At 51.7% G+C, this 22789-nt stretch carries 20 protein-coding genes and 4 pseudogenes; 16 read left to right on the forward strand and 8 right to left on the reverse strand.

Annotation, left to right across the window (positions count from 1 at the left end):
• Positions 1-100: 100 nt before the first annotated feature.
• Both LDB05_RS21445 and LDB05_RS21450 read left to right on the forward strand, forming a co-directional pair.
• Positions 101-1657: a GMC family oxidoreductase gene (locus tag LDB05_RS21445; protein ID WP_226008258.1), complete on the forward strand. Its 1557-nt coding sequence runs from the start codon at positions 101-103 to the stop codon at positions 1655-1657.
• An 18-nt stretch (positions 1658-1675) separates the two neighbouring features.
• A pseudogene (locus LDB05_RS21450) lies at positions 1676-1858 on the forward strand (RNA-guided endonuclease TnpB family protein); the annotation flags it as partial.
• A 24-nt stretch (positions 1859-1882) separates the two neighbouring features.
• Here LDB05_RS21450 and LDB05_RS21455 read toward each other — a convergent pair.
• On the reverse strand, positions 1883-3061 hold the full coding sequence (locus tag LDB05_RS21455; protein WP_226008259.1) for a Fic family protein: 1179 nt from the start codon (positions 3059-3061) through the stop codon (positions 1883-1885).
• A gap of 353 nt (positions 3062-3414) precedes the next feature.
• Positions 3415-4017 (reverse strand): LURP-one-related/scramblase family protein, encoded by a 603-nt coding sequence (locus LDB05_RS21460; RefSeq protein WP_226008260.1) that lies wholly within the window; start codon positions 4015-4017, stop codon positions 3415-3417.
• A gap of 191 nt (positions 4018-4208) precedes the next feature.
• On the opposite strand from LDB05_RS21460, the gene LDB05_RS21465 reads away from it, so the two are divergent.
• The 7 genes and pseudogenes from LDB05_RS21465 to LDB05_RS21500 all read left to right on the forward strand — a co-directional run bounded on the left by LDB05_RS21465 (position 4209) and on the right by LDB05_RS21500 (position 9207).
• Positions 4209-4703 carry a hypothetical protein gene (locus LDB05_RS21465; RefSeq protein WP_226008261.1) on the forward strand — a complete coding sequence of 165 codons (495 nt, stop codon included), beginning with the start codon at positions 4209-4211 and terminating at the stop codon, positions 4701-4703.
• Positions 4703-6262, forward strand: a complete 1560-nt coding sequence (locus LDB05_RS21470; protein WP_226008262.1) for a sodium/proline symporter — start codon at positions 4703-4705, stop codon at positions 6260-6262. The genes LDB05_RS21465 and LDB05_RS21470 overlap by 1 nt, the downstream gene beginning before the upstream one ends.
• A 37-nt stretch (positions 6263-6299) precedes the next feature.
• On the forward strand, positions 6300-6818 hold the full coding sequence (locus LDB05_RS21475) for a hypothetical protein (RefSeq protein ID WP_226008263.1): 519 nt from the start codon (positions 6300-6302) through the stop codon (positions 6816-6818).
• Between the two features lie 269 nt (positions 6819-7087).
• Positions 7088-7624, forward strand: a complete 537-nt coding sequence (locus tag LDB05_RS21480) for a hypothetical protein (protein WP_226008264.1) — start codon at positions 7088-7090, stop codon at positions 7622-7624.
• Positions 7625-8010: 386 nt separating this feature from the next.
• Positions 8011-8462, forward strand: a pseudogene (locus LDB05_RS21490) (DUF7970 domain-containing protein).
• A 102-nt stretch (positions 8463-8564) separates the two neighbouring features.
• Positions 8565-8738: a hypothetical protein gene (locus LDB05_RS21495; protein WP_226008265.1), complete on the forward strand. Its 174-nt coding sequence runs from the start codon at positions 8565-8567 to the stop codon at positions 8736-8738.
• Between the two features lie 232 nt (positions 8739-8970).
• Positions 8971-9207 carry a hypothetical protein gene (locus LDB05_RS21500; protein WP_226008266.1) on the forward strand — a complete coding sequence of 79 codons (237 nt, stop codon included), beginning with the start codon at positions 8971-8973 and terminating at the stop codon, positions 9205-9207.
• Between the two features lie 64 nt (positions 9208-9271).
• Here the strand turns inward: LDB05_RS21500 and LDB05_RS21505 are convergent, their stop codons facing one another.
• Positions 9272-10039 (reverse strand): hypothetical protein, encoded by a 768-nt coding sequence (locus tag LDB05_RS21505; RefSeq protein WP_226008267.1) that lies wholly within the window; start codon positions 10037-10039, stop codon positions 9272-9274.
• A 27-nt stretch (positions 10040-10066) separates the two neighbouring features.
• On the opposite strand from LDB05_RS21505, the pseudogene LDB05_RS21510 reads away from it, so the two are divergent.
• The 3 genes and pseudogenes from LDB05_RS21510 to LDB05_RS21520 form a co-directional block, all read left to right on the forward strand.
• A pseudogene (locus LDB05_RS21510) lies at positions 10067-10567 on the forward strand (site-specific integrase); the annotation flags it as partial.
• 203 nt (positions 10568-10770) lie between these two features.
• Positions 10771-12468 carry a thiamine pyrophosphate-binding protein gene (locus tag LDB05_RS21515; RefSeq protein WP_226008268.1) on the forward strand — a complete coding sequence of 566 codons (1698 nt, stop codon included), beginning with the start codon at positions 10771-10773 and terminating at the stop codon, positions 12466-12468.
• Positions 12469-12745: 277 nt separating this feature from the next.
• Complete coding sequence (locus LDB05_RS21520) at positions 12746-13666, forward strand: fumarylacetoacetate hydrolase family protein (protein ID WP_226008269.1); 921 nt, start codon at positions 12746-12748, stop codon at positions 13664-13666.
• Between the two features lie 487 nt (positions 13667-14153).
• Here the strand turns inward: LDB05_RS21520 and LDB05_RS21525 are convergent, their stop codons facing one another.
• From LDB05_RS21525 to LDB05_RS21535, 3 genes are read right to left on the reverse strand one after another with little or no spacing between them, the layout of a single operon-like run.
• Positions 14154-14735 (reverse strand): tripartite tricarboxylate transporter TctB family protein, encoded by a 582-nt coding sequence (locus LDB05_RS21525; protein WP_226008270.1) that lies wholly within the window; start codon positions 14733-14735, stop codon positions 14154-14156.
• Positions 14728-16329, reverse strand: a complete 1602-nt coding sequence (locus tag LDB05_RS21530; RefSeq protein ID WP_226008271.1) for a tripartite tricarboxylate transporter permease — start codon at positions 16327-16329, stop codon at positions 14728-14730. Before LDB05_RS21530 ends, LDB05_RS21525 begins: the two co-directional genes overlap by 8 nt.
• Positions 16296-17339: a tripartite tricarboxylate transporter substrate-binding protein gene (locus LDB05_RS21535; protein WP_226008272.1), complete on the reverse strand. Its 1044-nt coding sequence runs from the start codon at positions 17337-17339 to the stop codon at positions 16296-16298. The genes LDB05_RS21530 and LDB05_RS21535 overlap by 34 nt, the downstream gene beginning before the upstream one ends.
• A 643-nt stretch (positions 17340-17982) precedes the next feature.
• Here LDB05_RS21535 and LDB05_RS21540 point away from each other — a divergent pair.
• The 4 genes from LDB05_RS21540 (at position 17983) to LDB05_RS21555 (ending at position 21986) form a co-directional block, all read left to right on the forward strand.
• Entirely contained in the window at positions 17983-18723 is a 741-nt protein-coding gene (locus LDB05_RS21540) for an oxygen-binding di-iron domain-containing protein (RefSeq protein WP_226008273.1), read from the forward strand.
• Positions 18724-18725: 2 nt separating this feature from the next.
• On the forward strand, positions 18726-19487 hold the full coding sequence (locus LDB05_RS21545; RefSeq protein ID WP_226008274.1) for an MBL fold metallo-hydrolase: 762 nt from the start codon (positions 18726-18728) through the stop codon (positions 19485-19487).
• A gap of 223 nt (positions 19488-19710) precedes the next feature.
• A complete protein-coding gene (locus LDB05_RS21550; RefSeq protein WP_226008275.1) occupies positions 19711-20496 on the forward strand; it encodes an IclR family transcriptional regulator in 786 nt (261 codons plus the stop codon).
• Between the two features lie 569 nt (positions 20497-21065).
• Positions 21066-21986 carry a DUF7260 family protein gene (locus LDB05_RS21555; protein ID WP_226008276.1) on the forward strand — a complete coding sequence of 307 codons (921 nt, stop codon included), beginning with the start codon at positions 21066-21068 and terminating at the stop codon, positions 21984-21986.
• Positions 21987-22054: 68 nt separating this feature from the next.
• Here the strand turns inward: LDB05_RS21555 and LDB05_RS21560 are convergent.
• Together LDB05_RS21560 and LDB05_RS21565 are read right to left on the reverse strand one after the other, a co-directional pair.
• A pseudogene (locus LDB05_RS21560) lies at positions 22055-22498 on the reverse strand (integrase core domain-containing protein); the annotation flags it as partial.
• Positions 22499-22553: 55 nt separating this feature from the next.
• On the reverse strand, positions 22554-22766 hold the full coding sequence (locus tag LDB05_RS21565) for a hypothetical protein (protein WP_226008277.1): 213 nt from the start codon (positions 22764-22766) through the stop codon (positions 22554-22556).
• Positions 22767-22789 lie beyond the last annotated feature (23 nt).

A 22789-nucleotide genomic window follows, 5' to 3' on the forward strand; every position in this document is an offset into this window, starting at 1 on the left:
GTGTCCCCCAGCTCGGCTACCGACGCCGAAAAGTCGCGATAGCAGGAAACATGGGTTGACTTGGCATACCTTTTTGAAGAATTCTGTAGATTAGAATTTCATGCGGGTAAATGACTCTGGGTACGACTTCGTAATCGTAGGTGCTGGCTCGGCAGGCTGTGCGCTGGCACATCGACTGTCGGCGGATCCGGAGGCAGACGTACTGTTGCTCGAGGCCGGGCGTCCGGACGAGAAAGAGGAGATCCACGTCCCAGCACTGTTTCCGAGCCTGTTCAAGACCGAGTACGACTGGGACTACCACACGGCGCCCCAGTCCGAACTGAACGACCGAGAGATCTACATTCCCCGCGGGAAGATGCTGGGCGGTTCCAGTTCGATCAACGCGATGATCTATATTCGCGGGAACCCACACGACTACGACACCTGGGCTGACCTGGGCAACGAAGGCTGGGGATACGACGAGATGTTGGAGTACTTCAAACACTCTGAGCACTTCGAGCCGGGCGACTCGGAGTACCACGGCCAGGATGGCCCGCTGAACGTTGCCGACCCGGCTGACCCCCATCCCGTCTCGAGCCAGCTCGTCGAGGCGGCAGTCGAGGTGGGCCACGTCCGGAACGACGATTTCAACGGCGAACAGCAACAGGGGGTCGGCCACTACCACGTCACCCAGAAGGACGGCCAGCGGTGTAGTGCAGCGAAGGCGTTCATCACTCCTATTCTCGATCGGGACAACCTGACCGTGGAGACGGGCGCGCAGGTGACGGAGATTCGCTTCGAGGGCGACCGTGCGGTCGGAGTGACCTACGAGCAGGACGGGGCCACTCACGAGGCCGACGCAGCTCAGGAGGTCATCGTCAGCGGTGGCTCGATCAACTCGCCACAGCTCCTCATGCTCTCCGGCGTCGGACCGGCCGATCACCTCGCCGAGCACGGTATCGAGGTGCAGACCGACCTCCCGGGCGTCGGTCGGAACCTCCAGGATCACCTGTTCTCCTTCGTCATCCACGAGCGGAAAGCCGGGCCAGACGAGCCCGCACCGTCCTCGAACATTGGAGAGGCCGGCGGGTTCACCTACGTGGACGACGATACGCCGGCGCCGGACCTCCAATACCACTTCGCGCCGGTGTACTTCATGGACAACGGGCTCGGCAACCCCGACGAGGGCGTGGGCTTCTCCGTGGGCGCGACGCAAGTCCGACCCGAGAGCCGCGGTCGGATCACGCTCGCCTCTGCCGACCCCTTCGAAGACCCGGTGTTGGATCCGAAGTTCCTCACCGAAGATACGGACTGGGAGAAGATGGTCGAGGGAGTCAAACGAGCCCGCGAGATCGCTCGTGCGGACGCGATGGACGAGTACCGCGGGCCGGAAGTTTGGCCGGGTGAGGACGTCACCACCGACGAAGAGATTCGCGAGCACATCCGCGAGACGTCCCACACCGTCTACCACCCCGTCGGAACCTGCAAGATGGGCGACGACGACATGGCCGTAGTGGACGATTCCCTCCGGGTCCACGGTGTCAAAAACTTGCGCGTCGTCGACGCCTCGATCATGCCGACGCTCACCAGCGGGAACACTAACGCCCCGACGATCGCCATCGCCGAGAAGGCCGCCGACATGATTAAATCAGAAGTCGCGGCGCCTGCGGACGACTGAGGGCTCGCGGCCGCCGCGAACCTCGCCATCACCTCAACGGGCACGTTCTGGACGGGCGATGAATTCGATCATTGGCGGCGTGAGTACGAGAAACGCCATAGTTCGCTCCAGCAATGCGGGACACGGTAGGCGCACGAGAATATCAAGTTCGTCGGACAAAACAAAGAAGGGCGGTTCAAATTGATGCACCACCGCTTTAGTGGTGGGCATCTCAAAGACGAAGACTCAGTACGTTTGGGGCGGCCGCTCGAGGATCTCGAAAATCTCCTTCGCGCGGTATTCCTGATTACGCTTTTTGCCCGTAACCTCTTCTAGGACTCCTTCGTCTTCCAGATTGGCAATCGCACGGTACGCAGTCGATCGCTCGATATCGAGCCTCTCCGAGACTGTTTTGGTCGTTACGTAGGGCTGTTCGAAGAGACTGCACGCTAAGCGGTTTTTCGCGTATTGGACGCCGCCGTACTCGTCCTCGTAGCGGCGTCGCAGCTCATCTAGTGCCAGCGTTCGATCGACGGACTCCTTGGCTTGCTGGGCGATTCCCGTAACGAAAAACGACACCCAGTCTTCCCAGTCGCCGTGGGATCGTACAGCCTCCATTCGGTCTACGTACGTGGCTTTGTTCCGATTGAAGTACTCGCTGAGGTAGAGGTTTGGACGCTCAAGCAGGTCGTTATCGTGTAACTGGAGCGTAATAAGAAGACGACCGAGCCGTCCGTTTCCGTCACCATACGGATGGATCGTTTCAAATTGGTAGTGGAAGAGAGCGATGTCTACGAGCGTGTGATAACTACCACCAGTCTGGTAATACGTCACCAACGCGTCCATTAGACCGTCAACTTCGCCTGGTACTGGTGGCAGAAAGTTTCCGAGGTGGTTTGGGATCGCCTTGTAAGCGCCGATCGTATCGGTGTCGACACGGTCGTCCGGAACATCCGTGAGTAGCGTTTCGTGAAGATCATGAAGCAACGATACAGATATCTTTCCGCCGCTGTTGAGTGCTTCAATCCCGTCTTCGACAGCCTGCTCGTAGTTGAGGACTTCCTGTGTGTCTTTTGTACCTGGTTCACTCGTCGGTTCGATCGAATGTTCGTCTTCGCTCTCATCGAGATTGTGCGTTTCGAGACTGTAGAGTGCGTTATAATCGACATCTGCACCTTCGATTTCGGCCGATTCCATCGCTTCTTTCCGAAGGAGCGAAGTGTACAAGACGGGCGGAAAGTCAAGTTCGAGACTGATACCACTGAGTTTGCCAAGCCAAAACGTGGCGTCGGCGAGCAGGTCATAAAAATCCGAATCTAACTTGAGATTGTCCGACGGAGGGAGGGGCTCAGGCCTGTAATACGACTCTCTCCCGTAGGAGATGAGTTCGCCGGGTGCCATTTCTTCGATTTCCATGTCTCTCATGCACGTAATCGCCCTACTCTACTCGAGTAAATGAATCTAACGACCCTAAATGCAAACAACGATCCTCAGGGAGTGGTGTCGTTGTGTAACTATAGGTCGTATGCAACTATAGTCTGATAGTGGCCTGTTCATTCTCACTGACTCTGGTCGATTCAAGATTGCAGTTGTGCGCAGTACCACTGCTTGGGCGCTGCGTGAAACAGTACACCGACAGATTCGCGACTATACTCTTACTACAGTACCGTGTCCGCGAAGCCGGGTTTACCGACCAACATTCCGAAACGGCTTGAAGGTGAAATCGAACGTTATGGTACTTTCTACCTTCTCATTCGAGATTTATTGTCCACAGAGAGTCACTGGTTTTCGAGAGCGTCGAGGATACACGCGGAAGCGATCACAGCCTCTTTCGGAATGTCGCTGGCGTCGTCGATACTGACTGTGTAGGAATCACGCAGTGAAAATTTTCCTTCGATGTCGCCGACATGGTCGCCGTCGGCATCGAATATCTCGTACTTGTTCGGGATGAAGTTCGCAACGGAGACGAGGTGACGAAGTGCGGAGAGAGGCTTGCTCTTCGATTGAATAGTCGCCAACGCCTCCCCCGTGTCGGGGTCTCGAATCGTCCAGTTCTCCACGAACAACGAGTAATCCTCGTCAAGGACGATGACTTCCTCGCCGGTGCCTGCGTCCGTGATGGTGTAGTTCCCTGCAACGTCCATGATACCGCCAGCCTTCACGGTGAACGCGTCCTCGTCGTCACCAGTGACGAACGGGAACTCCTCTTTCATCTTGAACATCTTCTGTTTCCCGCGCAGGACGACCTCGCCAGTGCTGTCACGGACTACGTACTTGTTTCGGATCGCTGACTGCTTGACCTCGTAACGGTTGTCATCGAGGTCAACTGTGGAAATGTTATAGTTGTCTGACGGTGAATCAGATGCGGAGGGCTCAACCATATGTACAGAGTGGATCATATTCCACGAAAAAACTTCTGTTAGCTCTAGTCGAGCACTGGACTGCGATTACTACCTTTATGAATTGAACATCTAGACATCTATATTCAAGGCCCTCTAATATGGATGAATAACTAGGACGGAGTGATATAATACCAAATATTAATTATCTCGTTTAATGACAATCTCACCGTATGGCAGACAGTGACAGTCGTAACAAAATCGCGATGCTAGTCGCACTGCTTGCTGGTGCATTTCTGCTCGCAGCTGCAATCGAGTCGACAGTATTGCTGTCATATATAGCAGTCCTCTTTATCCTCTCCGTATACAGCGTCGGTGCGATAGAAAACAATGGGTCCGAATTGAACGTCCAACCTTACGGAGGCATCATTCTCAGTCTCGGTTTCCTGCTTTTAGCGGGAATGACCGGAATTTGGCTCACGTGGACGCCCGGGACGAGCGCAGATGCGTACACATACACGTTCGGACTACCGACGCCGACCGCTATCTTCCTCACGTTCATCTGGTTCCTCCCGTTTTTCATCTCGATCTATTACGCTATTGGCCCCTTCGGTCGGACAATAAACGACGAGATCATCGACTCGATTATAGACGATGCTCGAGATAAGCAGGCGGAGTCCGAGTTCGCTATGGCACCGTCTGACGAGTCCGTCGGAGGTGATGACTAATGGACGCTCCGTCTGCCGTCCTCCAGACCTCAGAGATACCGATCGCTGACGATCCGGTCGTACTGATTTTCGGGTCCCTGTACATCCTTATGATCCTAGCGATCGGGGTCTGGGGGTATACCAAGACGGAGACGCTCAGTGACTTCCTGATTACTGGGAAGAGTATTGGCACGTGGGTGCTCGCGATAACCGTTTTCTCCGTCGTCCAATCAGGATTCGGCTTCGTTGGTGGTCCCGAGCTCATATATGCGTTCGGGACGACGCCCATCTGGATCTTCGGGACTGCACCGATCGGTTTCCTGATCATTTGGCTGGTGATCGGAAAGCGAATGCGGATGCTGGCGGATATCCGGGACGTCCTAACACTCGCTGATGGGATGTACGCTCGCTACGAAAACGACTGGGTACGCGGACTAACCGGGATTACAGTCATTATTTCGGTGACGGGATATCTCGCGACGAACCTCGCTGCACTCCAATACGTGATGCGAGCTATCTTCGGTATCCCGGTCGCGATGGGATTGCTCCTCGGTGCGAGCGTACTACTATTGTATAGTGTCATCGGCGGGATGATCGCGGGCGTCTGGACGGACTTCATCCAGGGAATCACGATGATCATCGGCGCTATTCTCGTATTCTTCTACGCGGTCTCGTTCGGAGGAGGCGTAAGAAATATCTCCGAAAACCTCGCTGCTTCCGATCCAGCGTTGATAAGCCCATTCGGCGCTCTTGGCGGTATAACGGCACTCAGTTGGTGGATCCTCTTCTCCGTCGGTGGTATCGGGCAGGCGCATACGATCACGAAATTCTATATGATAAAGGACATCAAGCTTCTCAAATGGGGAGCACCCATCGCTGCGATATCCTACGGAATTTCGAGTCTCTTAGCATTTACGACGGGACTGAGTATGCGAGCGATGGTCGAGGCAGGCAATATTCAAGCGCTCGAGAGCGCCTCTGAAACGATGCCGATTTTCGTGCTGAACTACGCGCCGAGTATCGTCGCTGGAATCGTCCTCTCCGGCCTGCTCGCTGCGATTATGAGTACCAGCGACTCGTTCCTGAACATCGCTGCCGCGGCCGTTACGCGAGATATCCCACGCGCTCTCGGTCGACCGATCGAAGACGATCAAGTCGAGTTCCGTGTCACTCAGATCGCCCTCGTCGGGGTCACCGTAGCCGCTACCCTGATCGTCCACTTCTCGAGTGCACTTGTCGGGATTCTCGGTGTGATCGGGTGGGGGCTGTTCGCTGCGTCCTTCTTCCCAGTGGTCGCTCTCGGACTCAATTGGAAGGGAGCGACGGCACCGGGTGCTATCGCAGCCATCGTCGTCGGCCTGCTTCTCAATATCGTATACGAGGTCCTGCCAACGGCATTCAGCACGTTCGGGATGGGCTCCCTCGCTGAATCCATTTCGGCTACCTACCCCTTCCCGGAAACGCTCGTCGTTGGAACAGCAGCTATGCTGATCTCGACGATCGTACTCGTTGTCGTCTCACTCGTGACCCAGAGTGAATACACCGTTCCAGCCGATATAAAACCGCTTCTCGAGCAATAGCCTAGTACCACGTTTTAGTTCACGGTCAATCTAACTCATGGATACTAACTCTGATCCCGACGGGCGCAGAACTGATGAAAGCGAGCAACTGGTCTGTCGATTTACCGGTTGGTGCAAAAAGACAGGATACTCGCTCGAATACTGGGAGATTTTCGCCACCGACAGGCGACTCATTTTCTGTTTTGTCGGTGAGTCGTATAGTTCCCTTCTCCTGAAAGCCGATATGGGCGGAACGTATCGCGACCGACTCTCGGAGCTCGAGCTCTCTGAAATCGCCACGTTCGACGAACGGAATTTCACTGTCCCGCTATCTAAGCTAGAGACGATTGAATATACCCCTGGATCGGTTAGCAAAAAGGCGACATTGCGATTTGAATGGCGTGATGGTGAGATAGTGCTGTATAACGTTCCTCAGACGTCTACCAGTGATGACACGGTCGATACTATACGCAGCCTTTCGAAGTACGATGTCCACAATAACGTGGTGACTACGGTATCCGATGAACGGGCAGGTCCGTTTCGGAAGCTCCGGCAGGTAATTCAGACCTTCCTGTGAGAGGCCTGAGACCACGCCGTATCGAGCGCGGAAATTCAGCCCTCGACAAGAGTATCGTCGGAGCGAGCCACTGACCACGCACCTCCCGCTCTCGGCTCTAGTAAGAGGAGCTACCCCTTACTGATCGTTAGCGACAGTCCTCCGTCAGTGAGCCCGATCAATACGATTGATACTACTTTGAGAATAGATTGAACGATTCCAAACGGCAGAAAACGGTGAGAACGATAGTCACGTGTTTAATTCATCAATTCACTGTCTCGGTCGCAACGATGATCGACGACCAAACTGAATACCCTGCTACACTCGATCGGAAGACAGTCCATTCGATGGGTAAGCTCCTACTCATGACCCTGTCGTTGATACTACTCTTGGTACTCATCTCACTGTTACCGGGGATTGATAGATTGGTCCCGGGCTCGCCAATAACATTGTTCGCGGTTGTCAGTGCGGTCCTGACGATGGCGACAGTCGGACTTCTCCTATCGCTGGCCCCCGCGGTCGCGACGCTCGTTCAATCGACGTTCGAGGGGCCAGCACAGGTTGTTGACGACATCGCTGCCATCATGCAACTGCTAGTCGTGTTCATTGCGATGATTATCGCCCATCGCGGGCTCGCTCCGGCGATCGTACCACTGCTTGACGAAACTGCGTGGATGTACGACGTTGTATTCCTCGCATTTGCGCTACCACCGCTCGCGATCCTCGCCATCCGCGTATACGTATCGCTCGATCCAATGGCTGAACTGCTGGCCGAGCGAGTGACACAATCGGAGAACGGCGATGACACGATACCAGAGGAGAAATAACTTCCACTGAAAAGGTCGACTCTTCTTGGTGGAGATTAAGTGTATCGCCGTCAGCCCCCCCCCTCGTATGCATGTTCCTAACATACTTTAGATAGTTTGCTGGCCGAATCGACGTTGCTGAGGAACTGCAACTCCTCGAGCAACGATGGATTCAACGAGGGTTGGAAAACCTTCGAAGAAGACGGCGAAATGGTCAGCAGTCCCGGTGAACGAAGCGTCCGTGACCGTGAACTCGAGACACTCCGAGATATACACGAACTCGGTGTGTTCGTCGCGACAGATACGTTCGACGCTCAAATCGATCCCGAACTTGTACTCGATATCCAGGGCCGCGGAGAGGAACGCTTCGATTTCCGAGATGCCGCTGAAACCGAGGTGGCGACCCAATGAAAGACGGCTCTGGGAATCTCGATACGGTGACAGTAATAGCAGTGAGGAGGAGACAACCGACTCTGAACCGCTGGGTGGACCGATCGACGACAACCAGCCGAATCGTGGACGATCGAGATCGTCATCAACTCGGTCGGAACCGATACCTGACCAGCCTGGCACATCGTCGACGTCGACCAACGAGTCAGAGCAGGACGAGCACAAGTACCCGTATTTCGTCCGTCGAAGTAAGGTCCTCGACGAGCGAGATGAACGGATCGAGGCCCATCTTCGGGAAGTGGTCACGGACCAGGAGTCGGACTTCCGGAGTGAGCTCGCCGATGAACTCGAGACGAACGGCGACATTTCGAAATCAGACGCACGCGAGTTCGCGCTCCTGTATGCGTTCGGAAACCCGGAGGGCGTCGCGGAGTTGATGCGGGAGGAAGGCTTCGGCGAACTCGAGTAATCGACATCTGTTTTTGACGATCCTACAGCGTTGGAGGAGTACTCTATAGAGTACTTCTCAAATCCAGCCTAGAATTAAGTAAGTAGTCGTGATGGTTCCAGTATGAGGAATATCGCAGTTGAGGGGCTTCGGCTCCTCTTAGGTCTGTTCGTCGTAGCCGCTGTACTGGTAACAATTGCTGGCGGGAGTCTGACTGGCATTACGGAGGTATTCACAGCGTTGTTTATCTTCGGTGTGATCGTTGCCCTCGTGTTGGGGGCGTTCAACGCTGGCTGATAGTCACGCTGGTGTTGCGACGAACTCTCTGATTTATCAGATTTAGATAATAGTTCTCGGAGACCGGGCCCGATCGGCCCGGGCTGGACTCTACGTACGGGCGCGCGTGTATAATTGCAGCACACCCCCCAGGGGGTCAACCGGGGACAATAATTATGGACCTTCCTGCCCTGTAGACTGTGTCGTTTGCCCAGACAATCGGGAGAAACGACATCATATCAGATTCAAAATAATGTACGAAGCTATCGAACTCGCGCGGACGTATCCCACTCTCGCGATGGTTGCTGTACTCGCTGTGATCTTGGCCTATGCGAAGGCCAAGGACACCGTGTACGGGCAACCCCGTGATGGTGGCAACTTCGACAAGTACCGAACGACTCGAGTCAAGGAAACGTACAGATACGCGTCGTACACGATCGCACTCGGCGTGCTGGTGTGGCTGTTCCAGAGCTCGCAGTTCCTCTCGTAGAAGGACAGCCACACTCTCACTCATATCGTCGGCCAGATTCCGCTGTCAGCTTTCTCGCTGTGCCCTATTCTAACTCAGATTCCAAGTCGATCCCGTATTCGGCTTGGATCTCTTGCTTCGCAGTAAGCAGACTCTCTTGGACCTCCCCTGAGAAGTCAAGGAATTGCTCTTGCTCGTCATACCACTGCTCTAACTCCGGTACAACCTCCGTTACTGCTATTACCGCGTCAGCACGGCTTTCCACCCACCAATCTGGAAAATCTTCGTCGTGGGTCCCGTCATACACGCCCAGTAAAAGCGACATCAATTCATCATGGTCGTCTTCTGTGATACCTTCCGTATTCCGACGAAATTCCGTAACTGGCTCTTGCAACTCATTTACTAATTCCCGGGCAGTATTATTCAATCCGTGAATTCGATCATCATACCTCCGAATTAGCTGTGCTGTCTCTGGGTAGGATTGTGAGAAACGTTCAACAGCTACTAGATCTGGGTCATCAAGACACGTGTCGAGATTCACTTTAACAAGTTCCAGTTCCATTCCATCGAAAGTAGCGTCTGCCCACCTCACTTCCCCGTTGAGCATTTTTGATCTATTCGAATTTACACTATCTAACGATGATTTCACTACATCTTTGAGTACTACTGTTTGTATGGGTTTCTCGCGGTCCTTCAACCTCTCTTCGACCAAGACTCGATTATTTAGAATAGTCAAGACGGTCAGGCTTGCGAGGAGAACTGTTCCTAAAACACCAAACCCTGCAATCAGTAGTTGCGAGACTGTCTGTGAAATGTACCCTTGAGTAAAGGCTATAATTGGAGCTACAACCACAAACACAGCTGACAGAAGAAACAACACCAGGCTGAGGAAATCGAACGCGCCCTCGCAGTATTCGACGAACTCGACCGTGACCTCGAAAGCGACGCATCGAAGCTACGGTATCTCGGGGACGTTTCGCAGTTCTACGAACACCTGCAACGCCGTGGGAAAGCCGCATACAACCCGGCCGAAACCATCGACATGGAGTACGGCTGGGAACGAGACGACCCCGACAACCTGACCCTCTCGAGCGAGCAAGTCCGGCGGCTCTACGACGCCGTCGAGACGCCCGACGAGGAGCTACTGGTGCTGGCGCTGTGTGGCTGGGGCCTTCGTCGGAACGAAGTCGCGTCGTTGCACGTCTCCCAGCTCGTGCTCGAGGGCGATGACCCGCATATCCATTTCGAGGAGCGGAAGAACGGCCCGGGGACCGTCGCGTTGATCTACGGCCGTGAGACACTGGCCGATCGGATTGATACCCTCGGCTCAGTCAACCGGGAGTGGACGGGCTATCTATTCCCCTCGCGCCAAGCGTCGAACTCCCAACATCGAGTGAACCGATGAGGTCAATGATTTTCGTTTGGATGTTCTCCTTGAGATCGTTCGCCCTTGCATGGAATCAGTTTATCTGAACACTTAGAAGAGGCTACAAAGCTTTGTCTACCGGAGACACAGCTGTTCTGATTCATGAGTGGAACCCAGTATGGGGAAACTATTTTGGGTATCGCAGAGAGAATGTTATTATGATGGATAGTTACACTGGTGCCGATCTATTCGTAGATGCACTGGAACAATACGGAGTCAAGCACGTTTTTGGCAATCCTGGGACGACAGAACTTCCGGTGATGGAAGCGCTGGGAGATAGCGGCCTTGAGTATATCCTTGGGTCACATGAAGATATTGCTGTAGGTATGGCCTCCGGGTATGCAAGTACGCGTCGCTACCATAGTCATCACGATGATAGTGTGTTGCCTGCTGGTGTAGTGAACCTACATATCACGCCCGGATTGGCCCACGGTCTCGGTAATATATATGCGGCAGAGTTTGCGGGTGCGCCGTTAGTAGTTACTGCTGGCAATCATGAAAAGGACTTCCGCCATGAAGAGCCGCTTCTTCATGGGGAACTGGAGGAGATGGTTGAACAGTTCTGTAAGTGGTCCGACGAGGTGCTCGACGTCTCAGCCCTGCCGACGATGCTTCGGCGGGCATTCCGGGTCGCACTCACTCCACCGACCGGACCGGTGTTTCTAGGGTTACCGATGGATGTGATGCTTTCAGAAACGGATCCTTCCGAGCTCGAGCGCTTGGGTCCGATCCCGACTGCAGGACCTGGTGATCAGGCCCAGTTGGATCATGCTACAAATCTACTGATCGAGGCTGATGAACCAGTACTCATTCTCGGAGACCAGGTGGCTCGTTCGGGTACCGATGCTGTTGATGCGGCTGTTGATTTTGCTGAGGCAGCTGGTACACGTGTTCATGGAGAAATCCTCGCTTGTGAAGTTAACTTCCCGACTCGCCATGAGCAATGGATCTCACATGTTCCTCCTGACGAGGACGTCGCAAGTATGTTGATGGATACAGATACGATCGTGTTTGCAGGCACGTCGACGAACACGACCGTCATGCGTCATGAGGATGACCTTGTAGCCTCGGATACAACCGCTATCCATCTCAGCGACGATGCTTGGGAAGTAGGAAAAAACCATCCAGCCGATGCCGCCGTCATCGGCGATCCCGGTCAAATCCTCGAAGGATTGGCGGGGCGGCTGCAAGACCGTCTCCCAGAAGAGGTCCGGCAAAAGCGACTTGAGATGGTTGCAGAGACGAAGCAGTCTCTGGGGAGCACCCTCGAATCGATGAGCGTTGACGAAGCAGAAGAGGGCGAGACCCGTGCAGGCAAACACGAATTGGTGGATACAATACAGGAGGTTGCACCTGACGCCTATATCGTTGATGAAGGGATTACCGCCAAGTATCCACTGCTGCTACGTTATGATATGGTACCGGAGCAATTCGTCTCGAACAAGGGTGGTGGGCTCGGCTATGGTCTTCCTGCCTCTGTCGGTGCAGCGCTAGCTGAATCTATGCAGGATGACCCGCGGACCGTAATCGGTTACATCGGTGATGGTTCCTACCAGTACTATCCCCACTCGATTTACTCCGCGGTCAGGTATAATCTGGATCTGACGGTTATTATTCCGGACAATCGCAACTACCGCATCCTGAAGGATAACACGATCAAGCTCTTTGGTGGTGATGATTCGGATTATAACTTCACTGGAATGGACTTCGAGCCGCCAATTGATCTTGTAAAAAATGCCGAGAGTCACGGTGCACGTGGCCACCGTATTGAAGTCCCTGAGAATATCGGACCCGTGCTTGAAGAAGCGATGGATACGCCCGGCACAGATGTGCTGGATGTACTCGTCCACGACTAAACAGCTACACCCGTTGCAGTCTATCCTTTTACTGCTTATCTGGCTGGTACACATTCGTCCGTTAGCATTCCATGACGGTGTTCTTGAGAACGCCTGATCATATTCCTCTCTGCTGTTCAGATTATTTGTTTAGTAGGGTCCATTTCGAGAGCGGCAAGCAATTCTCGATTTCCGCCACTAGTATTTTTTCGGCAACATCGGTTACCGCTGCCTGAGTCCGTAACAATAGTGGTTCTACCCTAATCTATAACTATCCTACCAGATATATATTGGACGAATGCGTATTGTCAGATTCACACCCAGTGATGGGATAGTACGACCAGGAATTCATCTTCATAGCGAGGATACTGTAATTGACGTGCCCACAGTCGGCAATTCCCTCGATATAGGGGTTCCATCGTCTGTTCAGTCGCTGCTAGCAGAACCATGTTGGCAAGAAAAACTTGAACTGATTCAAACTCATGCCAGAGAGTCAGGAGAGGGCTTGATCGATCGTGAGAAAGTATCATTTGATGCTCCGATCACGGATCCACAGAAGATCATCTGCGTCGGCCTCAATTACAGAGAACACGTTGAGGAGGCTGGGGATACAGCACCCGACAATCCGGTTTTATTCGCGAAATACCCGACCGCTATTACAGGCCCAGAAAAGCCGATCAGGTGGGACCCGAATCACACATCAGAGGTCGACTACGAGGCCGAATTAGCTGTTGTAATTGGTGAAGAGGGTCGCCGTATTAACGAAAGTGATGCTCGAGACTACGTCGCGGGCTATACTGTCGCGAACGATGTTTCAGCACGCGATCTACAGTTTTCCGATGAACAATGGGTTCGTGGGAAGACACTGGATACGTTCTGTCCGCTTGGGCCGAGGATCGTGACTGATGAAGAGATAACTGACCCGGAATCCCTCGAGATATGGGCGGACTTGAACGGTGAACGCATGCAGGAATCAACGACAGACAATCTTCTCTTCGGGATTGACAATCTTATCTCCTTCTGCAGTGACGCGTTTACATTGACACCAGGAGATGTCATCTTAACCGGGACACCACCCGGCGTTGGCAAGTTCCGGGAGCCGCCAACTCTCTTGGACGACACAGATGAAATAACGGTTGGCATTGAAGGTATTGGTGAGCTCACAAACCCGTGTGTCCATGAACCAACGACGGACTTTGATCGAGACGTCGATGGCTAATTGAACAAATATCAGGACCACTGACCCGACAGGATAGTGGATTCAGCAGAGCAGTTCATTAAATATGGTTTCAGGTACGATGCGCCCTCATACTTTTTCGGAAAGGATTCAAGGATAATCGTGAGAGTGTTACCGTTGACGGGTTGACGAACTGTTTGTTAACACGGTATCCTTCCGATGATTTCCGAAGTTTACAGAGCGAGAACAAAAGAAACTCTTCCACCGTCATTGACACCCCATTGCAAGGGAGACAAATAGACGGCTGCTTCGACGTTTGCTCTTCCGAAATAGATGTCGAATAGTCTGGCGGTTCGCGGTCACAGTTTTGGGCGGTTATCAGTGTGTATTATGAGTTGGGAACAATGTAGGAAATCGATATATGTGAATTGAATTGAGTACAGGAGTTACCAGTATCAACTGTGTTAGTTATCAGACGTCTCTTCGATAGTAGCAACTGAAGCAGTATAAAGAGGAGAAGACGTCTATATCATATAAGACCCTCAAAGAAGAGGCTGATCCCGCGGAATATACCAGCTCCTCGAGGGAGAACGATATTAAAGAAGTTCCTGAACACGACCTGAAGGACGACACCGGTCACAAAGCCGAATACAACTAGTTTGATCGGTGATCGGTATCCGACGTTCCATCCTGTGATGATCAGGAAGAATGGTGTGAGTACGACGAAGCCGACCGTATCTAGCAGACCCACGTACAGGAGCAGAAGCCCGATAGTACTGAGGTACGTAAGTCGATTATCCTCTGTTTCTGTATCGGACGTTGACTCGTCATCCACGTCTGCGAGCGCGCTATCTGCAGAGGGTGCAGTATTGGTCTTTATCCGGTAGGCGATGATACCGAGATTGGCTGTGCTTGCGATAATCATAACCCCTAGCACGATACGTGGCCAGAATGCTGCTCCTGGATCCCCGGTGGATGCTGTTACATCGGCAAACTCCGATGTTAGTGTGAAGAAGTATATTGCGAGTAGCAGGACTACTGTTGTGATACCCGCGTCCTTCAGGTGCCATTTCAAGGCTTCTCCGTCAGTTTTCAAGTAGCTTTCACTCATGTGATCTCACCCGTGTGCTGATGATGGTTCGGATTCCGTCGCGGTTGTCCAAGATCAGTGGCACAGTGAACAGCAGGATTCCAGCGACCATGAGGACACCAGAGATCGGTCGGGTGAAGAACACGGACATGTCTCCACCGCTTTTAACGAGTGCTCGACGGAGGCTAGGTTCTGCGAGCGGGCCGAGTACGAGACCGATTACGAGTGGGGTGACCGGATAGCTATAATCCAGAAGGTAGTATGCTATCACCCCGGCAACGATCATAATCCATACATCTAACATGATGTTGTTGATCGCAAATGCACCGATGACAGTGAACATCAGTATGAGGGTTAGAAGAATCGATTGGGGGATCAACCGGACCTTGAGATACGAACGGACGACTAGCCGATTGAGAAGGAGGATACCGATATTTGCTAAGAGTAACCCGGCAAAGAGGGTGTATACAAGGTTAGTCTGATTCTCAATAAGGGCCGGGCCGGGTCGGAGCCCGTGAAGGATAAACGCTGCAAGGATCACTGCTGTTGTTCCACTGCCGGGAATTCCCAGTGTAAGGAGCGGAACAAAGGCTCCTGCCGCAGCGGAGTTGTTCGCAGCCTCTGGGGCCGCAACACCTTCTGGGATCCCGGTCCCGAATTTTTCTCGGACGTTTTTTGGCACAATCCGCTGGGCAAATGTATAACCGAATAGGGCGCCTGTCGTTGCACCAGCACCAGGAAGTACTCCAATAAGTGTTCCAAGGACCGAGTTTACTGGGATGATCTTCGGAAACCGTTTGAAGTAATTAAATGGTGGGAGCCACGAGACGTCGGAAACATCCGATGTGTCGTCATTGGAATCGCTAACAACCATCTGCCCGCCGGAGCGGATCTGGTTGAAGACCTCTGCAACGGCAAAAGTACCGAGAATGATTGGGACAAATCCGATCCCTGTGAATAATGATCGGAGGCCGAATGTGAATCTCGTCTGGGAAGTTGTTGGATCGAGACCGACCGTTCCGATAAAGAGGCCGATCGCCATCATCATAACTGATTTCGTGATATTGTCTGCGCCGATAGTCGATACCAGTGCTAATCCCATGAAGATCACGGCGAAGAACTCGGCATCAGACATTCCGACTGCCCATTCTGCAAGCGTCGGGGAGAACAGGATGAGGATGACTGTCCCGATAATTCCACCGACCGCTGACGCAAACACCGCAGTACTGATTGCTTCCGAGAGTCGGCCGTTTTGATTCATTTCATAACCATCCAATGTGGTCATAACTGAGTTGGACTGGCCCGGAACCTTGAACAGAATCGCGCTGAGTGATCCGCCGTATACGCTAGCTACGTAGATTACACCTAAGACCATGATCGCGGTCGAAGGATCGAGCACGTATGTCAGCGGAATCAACAGGACGACGGCCATGAGACCGCTCATTCCGGGAATTGCCCCGCTGAACATACCCAGTGCTAAAGCACCGAGGAAAAGCAGCATGTTCACCGGGGACAGCAGGGTAGAGAATCCGGCTACAATATTACTTACTAATCCCATGATGATGGATATTATATGTGTGGTTATGAGCTCTCGGCCTGCACTTGATTCGCCCACTCGATGGACTGTTCAATCACCTCGATATTCCGTTGGATCTGTTGTCGGTACTCTTCTGGTGGCAGGTACCCCTCTCTCAGGTGGACCATTGTCTCTTCCTCCAGCTGTTGGTATTCTTCACTTTCCATCGCTTCTTGGTAGAGTTCATGGAGGTAGTCCACTCGTTCTTGTTCGACACCGGATTTTAATGCAACACCCCGCGAAACACCATACGTTGCGTCTGGAGCACCGATATCTGCTACCGTGGGGACATTCGGGAACTCATCGATCGATTCTTCAACACCAACTAGGATGAGTTCGACGTCACCGGATTCGTACTGTTCTGTGAGCTCTTGAATCTCACCGAACGAGGCATCAAGTTCCCCCGACATCGTATCAGTACGCATCCGGCCAGCATCATCGTATGAGACGAGTCTGTACCCGTCGAGAAGGTCCAGTGCGTTAGTCCATTGGAGGACGAACGTGGCACTTGACGGTTGTCCGACGACCCCGATTGTTGCTTGGCTTGAGTTGGAGTCCATGATGCTGATTAGTTCATCAATATCATCGACACCGTTTCCTTCGCGTCCACTCGTGAACATCCAACTGGTATCATGCTGAATCTGCATCAGGGGTTGCCAGTCGTCGATGGTGAACGATGCGTTGCCATTAGCGATATTCGCGGCAATTCCCATCGTATTTGCCCAGATGGTGTATCCGTCCGCCGGCTGCTCTAACACGTAGTTGGCGGAGTTGAGACTTCGTGCACCCGTGATATTACTCACGTTGATCGATACATCGTTGCCTCGCTCTTGGAGAATTGATTCGGCTGGCCTGGCGATCCCCCGGTGGAGGGTGTCAGTTCCGCCACCGGCACCGTATCCGACAACCACTTCTAGGTCACGGGAAGGATACTCAGTGCCTCCTGAGCCTGAGCTACCTCCGATGCACCCTGCGAAGCCGACCGTACTCAGTACACCTGCTGCTCCGATAACTTCTCGCCGATTGTATGCTCTTGTCGCGTCTGTCATTATCTATCAATCCACGACTGCATCCACCCAGTATATCAGGGGTATTAATAATAGTTAGGGATATATCCATCTTTTCACAGATGGAATGAGATCTAGGAACTTGTGTGACTGAATCACCGAAAAGAACTCTATTTCCTAAATCGGTCTTCTCTACAGTGAGAGGTGGAGTTACTGACTGGCATCTTCGTGTATACGATTTCGTGATACCACATGGATCACCGGAGGAAGAGCAGTAATCACGGTGAGGTGCAGAAGATCCGGTACTAGGGAACGTCCTGCCCGGAGGGGAGTTCGTTACATTCTCTGTATAGTCTTGACCTCCAGCGGATTGATCGAGTGAACCTATCGACAAAGAAGCGGAGATACACTACCGGCCAGAGTCCTATAATCCCGCTAAGATCACTGCTCTACAAGACAAGCATTGAATGACCCATATTCGAAGGAGAGAATCTGACCAAGAAGTTAGTAATTCTAGTCAAACTCCCTCAAACATCGATATTGGCCAGAAGAAGTGTTGTGTAACCTAATCTGTCCTATACGAAGTTTTATTAGACCGAATCCCAACACGTTACGTGTACGCATGCCAAGAAGAGTGAGTAATCACCTTTACTGGGTACAAGAGGTTGGACCGGACCGCCGTAACATGATCGAAGCAGGATCGAACAAGCAGGAATGGTACATCGAGGATGAATCTGTTCATATCCCACAGAACGTCTTCATATTCGATGATGAGCAGACATTGGTACTCGATACCTTTTCACCGGCGTCGACAGACAAGGTGCTACAGGATATTGAACATGTCCTAGATGGGCGAGAACTTGATTATCTGGTAGTGTCGCACCCAGACGTTCCTCACGCGGGTAATACGATGGCGATCCTTGAAAAATACCCTAACGCTGAACTGGTCGCCCCTGCATATGGGAAGGGTCACGAGCTCTACCATCTCGAGGACTCACGACTCGTCGAAGAGGGAGATACGATAGATCTCGGTGAACACGTCGTTGAATTCCACGAGGCAACGTTCCTTGATGCAGCTGTCTCATTGTGGATGACCGATCAGTTGACGGAGACGCTGTTCCCCATTGACTGGCTCGGATTTCCTCATCTTGGGACTGAGGAACTCACCTTTGTAGACGAGCTAGAGACCGAAATCACGCCCAACCGGCTTGAAGAGTTCCACGGTCGTGTGTTCTTCTGGTTCCAGTACGTAGATGTAGAGAAGATCCAGCGTGAGATTGACCGTCTTATCGAGAAGTTCCAGCCAGCAATAATCGCCCCAGGACACGGATTGGTGATACGAGAGGAACCCGAGCAGTATATGGAAATGATCAAGCCAGTGATTGAATCGATAAATTCTGATGGACGTGTGGGGACCCTCGGATAACTATGGCACGACAACTCACCTCTGAGATCACATGGATCCACGAGTGTTACGATCACGGTGATGCTCATGAGCATGTCTCGGTCTATCTTATCGAAGAGTCCGACGGATACATCGTAGTTGATACTGGCTCATTTTATCACCGGGAACGGATCACACAGGAGATCAAGTCCGAAATCGGCGAAAAAGAGCTCAAGGCGATTATCCTGTCTCACTCAGATTATCCTCACTCGTCTAATGTTGGTGTGTTCCGTGAGGAATGGGATGATATCGAAGTGTTTGCCTCGTGTGGATCACCTGCCGCACAGGGACTTGGGACAGCTACCCGGTGTAATATCGGGAGTACGATGGAGATCGTTGGTCGGTCATTCAGCTTCATTGATCCACCGTTAGCGGATAGGTCCCACACAGCCTGGATATTTGATCACAAAACGAGTACTCTCTTTGCTGCGGATGGATTCGGGACGGAACATCACGAGGGACAATGCTCATTCACCTCGAAGGAATTCGAGAACGGAATACCAGAAGAGGAAATCTATCGGTTCCATCGCGATACCCTCGTCTGGCTTCGATATGTGGATCCAATCCAGTTGCGGTCGGCTCTCGAGTCGATTCTCGATGAATTCGAGGTCGAAAACATCTGTCCAGTCCATGGCAACCCGATTATCGGTACGGATATCGATAGATACCTCGATCGGCTTACGGGTGCAGCCGAGCGTATCAGCAGTGAATACGAAGTTGGGGCCTCTGATACAGCCCGCGACTAGTTTATAGTCTCCTGTACTGTCCTTTAGAAAAGACCCGTCCACGCATCCAAACTCTCCATAACACTACGATTTGAAGTCTGCCTCCTCCCTCAAATATCCATGTAGTTCAGTGTTAGAGGAGAGAATTTCTCGTTATGAGTTCCATCTATATTGTTTCCGTGTGGTCTCTGACGTGTATCCACTAACAGTAAAATATACATGTTAGCAAGACACAGGAAGTAGTATGGAAGACACAGACACACTCGGTCTGGTCAAGTCTGATATACGCCTATTAGAGATTATCTCCACGCTTCAAGAGATCGATGGCGGAGGTGTAACCGAGGTCGCAGAATGTACTGGGATGAACACTAGTACTGTCCACAAGCATTTGAAGACGCTCCACCACGAGCGTTTTGTCCAGAAACAGGGGACGGAATATCATCTTGGGCTTAAGTTCCTAGACCTTGGAAGATATCTTCAGAACAAAACGGAGTTAATAGCCATCGCAGAGGAACATCTACGAGACCTAGCCGATAGTGTTGATGAACTGGTATCGCTCTCTGTAAAGGAGTACGACTACGGAGTCTATCTCTATTCGTGTAACGACAAATACGATATACAGGGCGCAACGAAGCAAAAAATCGGCCAATCCCGATTTGACCTCCATACCAGCTCTGCCGGTAAAAGCATTCTCGCTCAACTCGATGATGAACAGGTTGAATCAGTCATAGAGGAGCACGGACTTGATGCAGAGACGGAGAACACGATCACCGATCGGGAGAAGCTGTTTTCTGAACTTGAAGAGATTCGGAACAAGGGGTTTGCATTGAACCGAGGAGAACGCATTGAAGGCGTCTGGGCTATCGGATCGGGGTTTTATTCACCTGTCGGGGATTGCTATGCGGCACTCAGTATTACTTGTCCTGAGCACCGGCTCGCTAACGATGAAATCCGCGAGAAATACGCCGAGGAACTCTTTAACACAATAAATGAAATAGAGATAAAGCTCCGGTTCAAAGATCAAGACTGATTTTGCTCCTGAATTTGCTTGTGCGTATCATCCACTCACAGTAGATCAAGAGGAGTAGTATACGAGTCTTCCGCGTAGTATGTTCTCGAGATCGATGAGTCAACAGTAGAACCGTAATGGATCGCATTGAGAAAGCGGTCGTCAGCATCCAAAACAGATTACAATCATATGTTTGTAAATCCGCTCTTGTAGAGTGCTGTCCACCAGTAAAACCGTAATGGGTCGCTTTGAGAAAGCGGTCGTCAGCATCGAAAGTAGATTACAATCATATGTTTGTAAATTCGCCCTTGTAGAGTGCTGTCCACCAGCATAGCGAGTCGAATTCTTTCCACTGCCAGTGGATATAGCTATGGTAGCTAAAAAGGATTAAACCTGAGTTTGAGAACTTTGCAGTCAGACATTTAGCCGGTGGTTCCTGATATTGGCGACGTATTCTATCCAGGCAGAATTATTCAATAATGAGCGTCGGGAAACCATCTATCACCTTTCTCCTACAGGTCAGAACGATATGTACGCGCACTGTAAAAAACATGATAACATATGACGTGATAGCAGATTAATAACGAACGATGAAAAGAGGACCATTAGAAGGAGCTGGTCGACAGACGACGGCAACTAGTTCTGCCTGTAGCGTGGCGGTTTTTGTCCTTCTAACGCTGGGGTTCGTACTCGTGATCGTGAGTAAAATCATTGAAGGGCAATTTCCTGCAGGTGGTCGAAGAACTAAGATAGCTTGGGACACAGCCATCATCGGCCAGATCCCTGTAGCGATAACAGCTGTCCAGCAGGAACGTGAGCTGTTACAACAGGAAATAGATGCGTTTGACAAGTTCATAGTTGAGGTTAAATCGATCACGGTTCCAACGAACAGTACAGATAGTCTCGGCCCTACTCTCACCAGCCAGACCAACGTGAGCAGTAGCGGACTTCAGGAGGTTCAAAATGCCTACCGAACTACAATCATGGATATGGACCATTTCGATCAGGAGTATGGTGAAGAGTTACACGAAAATATGGCTGTTGAACTAACTGATAATGTTGCAACAGCAGTTACGAATGGCCATCAGTTCTCGCACCCGCTTAAACAAGCGGTGATACAGCAATCTCATCTGTCCAAGTCCCAGCGGGAGTCGTTACTGCAAACAGTTGATTTAGAACGTGAATCGCTTGAGCACGCCAAAGAGAAGTTACAAGAAATCAATCCTGATTTTGAATACGGGACAGATCTGTCCAGTCTTACTCTTACCAACCTTTTTTGCTATGACCGCCGTCTACGTCAATGTATGGCGAAATATGAACAACTACTTAGTAATCGTCAGAACCATATTCAATCCCACAGCAAGGTAGGATCAAAGATTGGACAACCGTATGTTCAGTTCTATCTTTACGAATCCCTTGAGGTCACCTTCCCAGTACTATCTGCTACTATAAATCAGTACAGTCTGCTTCGGGAACAGCAACAAAAAATTCACCAAAAGATTATATATTGATAATTTGCTGCATAGTACGTAACCACTAGTTTAAGGGAAATTACAAGATTATATACTGGAATTTTATAGTTTAGCACCTTCACTGGCGTCTGTCTGTTGAGTGACTGGTGTGGTCGTTTCGTGTTATAATTGTGTGCTAAATACCCAAGACTGTTCCTGATGCTCGCCCGACTGTTCACCTACGATTCGTGAAGCAATCAATACGCATCTTAAGGGTGTGAAACCACTTTTTGATCAGGTTTTGATCAATGTATCCGAGTTAACCACTCAATCCGAACCGAGAGAGGGTAGTCAGATAGCCATAGTCATAAACGAGAAACACAGTGTCGGATAGATCGTGCTTCTCGGTCAATCGGTAGAGAAACGCAGCAGGTAGATTGGTGCCTTATGCTTAAACACTATGACATTGAGAATGAGCCATGAATATAGCAGAATTGTATTATAAAACAATACCGGTTGCAGCTAATCTTGTCAAAAGTCTCACTAATAGCGGTCCGAGACGGCTTCGCCGTCCTCAGAACCCAGAGCGTTTTGATGAGCCGCACGGAAGCAAAACTCTCGTGGACGTTAGCGGGTCTGAGACGTCGTTAGCCAGTCGGTGGCCGCGCCGAAACCCACGAACACGATGAGGACGATCGTTGAGTTAGAGGCCGCGAGCAGCACGAGCGTCGGATACGACAGGACTGCCAGCTCTGGGACCGTTCGGAGGGCCGGCACGGAGTAGACTACGAGTGCAACGACGCTGATCAGCCCGATGCAGGAACAGCGCGACTGTACCATGGGCGGCGGAACGCCACGGCGGA

The sequence above is a fragment of the Natrinema salinisoli genome (assembly GCF_020405205.1).
Taxonomy (GTDB): domain Archaea; phylum Halobacteriota; class Halobacteria; order Halobacteriales; family Natrialbaceae; genus Natrinema; species Natrinema salinisoli.

Bases quoted from the DNA above. Each gene is read 5' to 3' on its own strand.
- LDB05_RS21445 (WP_226008258.1), top strand. From the start codon at position 101: ATGCGGGTAAATGACTCTGGGTACGACTTCGTAATCGTAGGTGCTGGC.
- LDB05_RS21455 (WP_226008259.1), bottom strand. From the start codon at position 3,061: ATGAGAGACATGGAAATCGAAGAAATGGCACCCGGCGAACTCATCTCC.
- LDB05_RS21460 (WP_226008260.1), bottom strand. From the start codon at position 4,017: ATGGTTGAGCCCTCCGCATCTGATTCACCGTCAGACAACTATAACATT.
- LDB05_RS21465 (WP_226008261.1), top strand. From the start codon at position 4,209: ATGGCAGACAGTGACAGTCGTAACAAAATCGCGATGCTAGTCGCACTG.
- LDB05_RS21470 (WP_226008262.1), top strand. From the start codon at position 4,703: ATGGACGCTCCGTCTGCCGTCCTCCAGACCTCAGAGATACCGATCGCT.
- LDB05_RS21475 (WP_226008263.1), top strand. From the start codon at position 6,300: ATGGATACTAACTCTGATCCCGACGGGCGCAGAACTGATGAAAGCGAG.
- LDB05_RS21480 (WP_226008264.1), top strand. From the start codon at position 7,088: ATGATCGACGACCAAACTGAATACCCTGCTACACTCGATCGGAAGACA.
- LDB05_RS21495 (WP_226008265.1), top strand. From the start codon at position 8,565: ATGAGGAATATCGCAGTTGAGGGGCTTCGGCTCCTCTTAGGTCTGTTC.
- LDB05_RS21500 (WP_226008266.1), top strand. From the start codon at position 8,971: ATGTACGAAGCTATCGAACTCGCGCGGACGTATCCCACTCTCGCGATG.
- LDB05_RS21515 (WP_226008268.1), top strand. From the start codon at position 10,771: ATGATGGATAGTTACACTGGTGCCGATCTATTCGTAGATGCACTGGAA.
- LDB05_RS21520 (WP_226008269.1), top strand. From the start codon at position 12,746: ATGCGTATTGTCAGATTCACACCCAGTGATGGGATAGTACGACCAGGA.
- LDB05_RS21525 (WP_226008270.1), bottom strand. From the start codon at position 14,735: ATGAGTGAAAGCTACTTGAAAACTGACGGAGAAGCCTTGAAATGGCAC.
- LDB05_RS21535 (WP_226008272.1), bottom strand. From the start codon at position 17,339: ATGACAGACGCGACAAGAGCATACAATCGGCGAGAAGTTATCGGAGCA.
- LDB05_RS21540 (WP_226008273.1), top strand. From the start codon at position 17,983: ATGATCGAAGCAGGATCGAACAAGCAGGAATGGTACATCGAGGATGAA.
- LDB05_RS21545 (WP_226008274.1), top strand. From the start codon at position 18,726: ATGGCACGACAACTCACCTCTGAGATCACATGGATCCACGAGTGTTAC.
- LDB05_RS21550 (WP_226008275.1), top strand. From the start codon at position 19,711: ATGGAAGACACAGACACACTCGGTCTGGTCAAGTCTGATATACGCCTA.
- LDB05_RS21555 (WP_226008276.1), top strand. From the start codon at position 21,066: ATGAAAAGAGGACCATTAGAAGGAGCTGGTCGACAGACGACGGCAACT.
- LDB05_RS21565 (WP_226008277.1), bottom strand. From the start codon at position 22,766: ATGGTACAGTCGCGCTGTTCCTGCATCGGGCTGATCAGCGTCGTTGCA.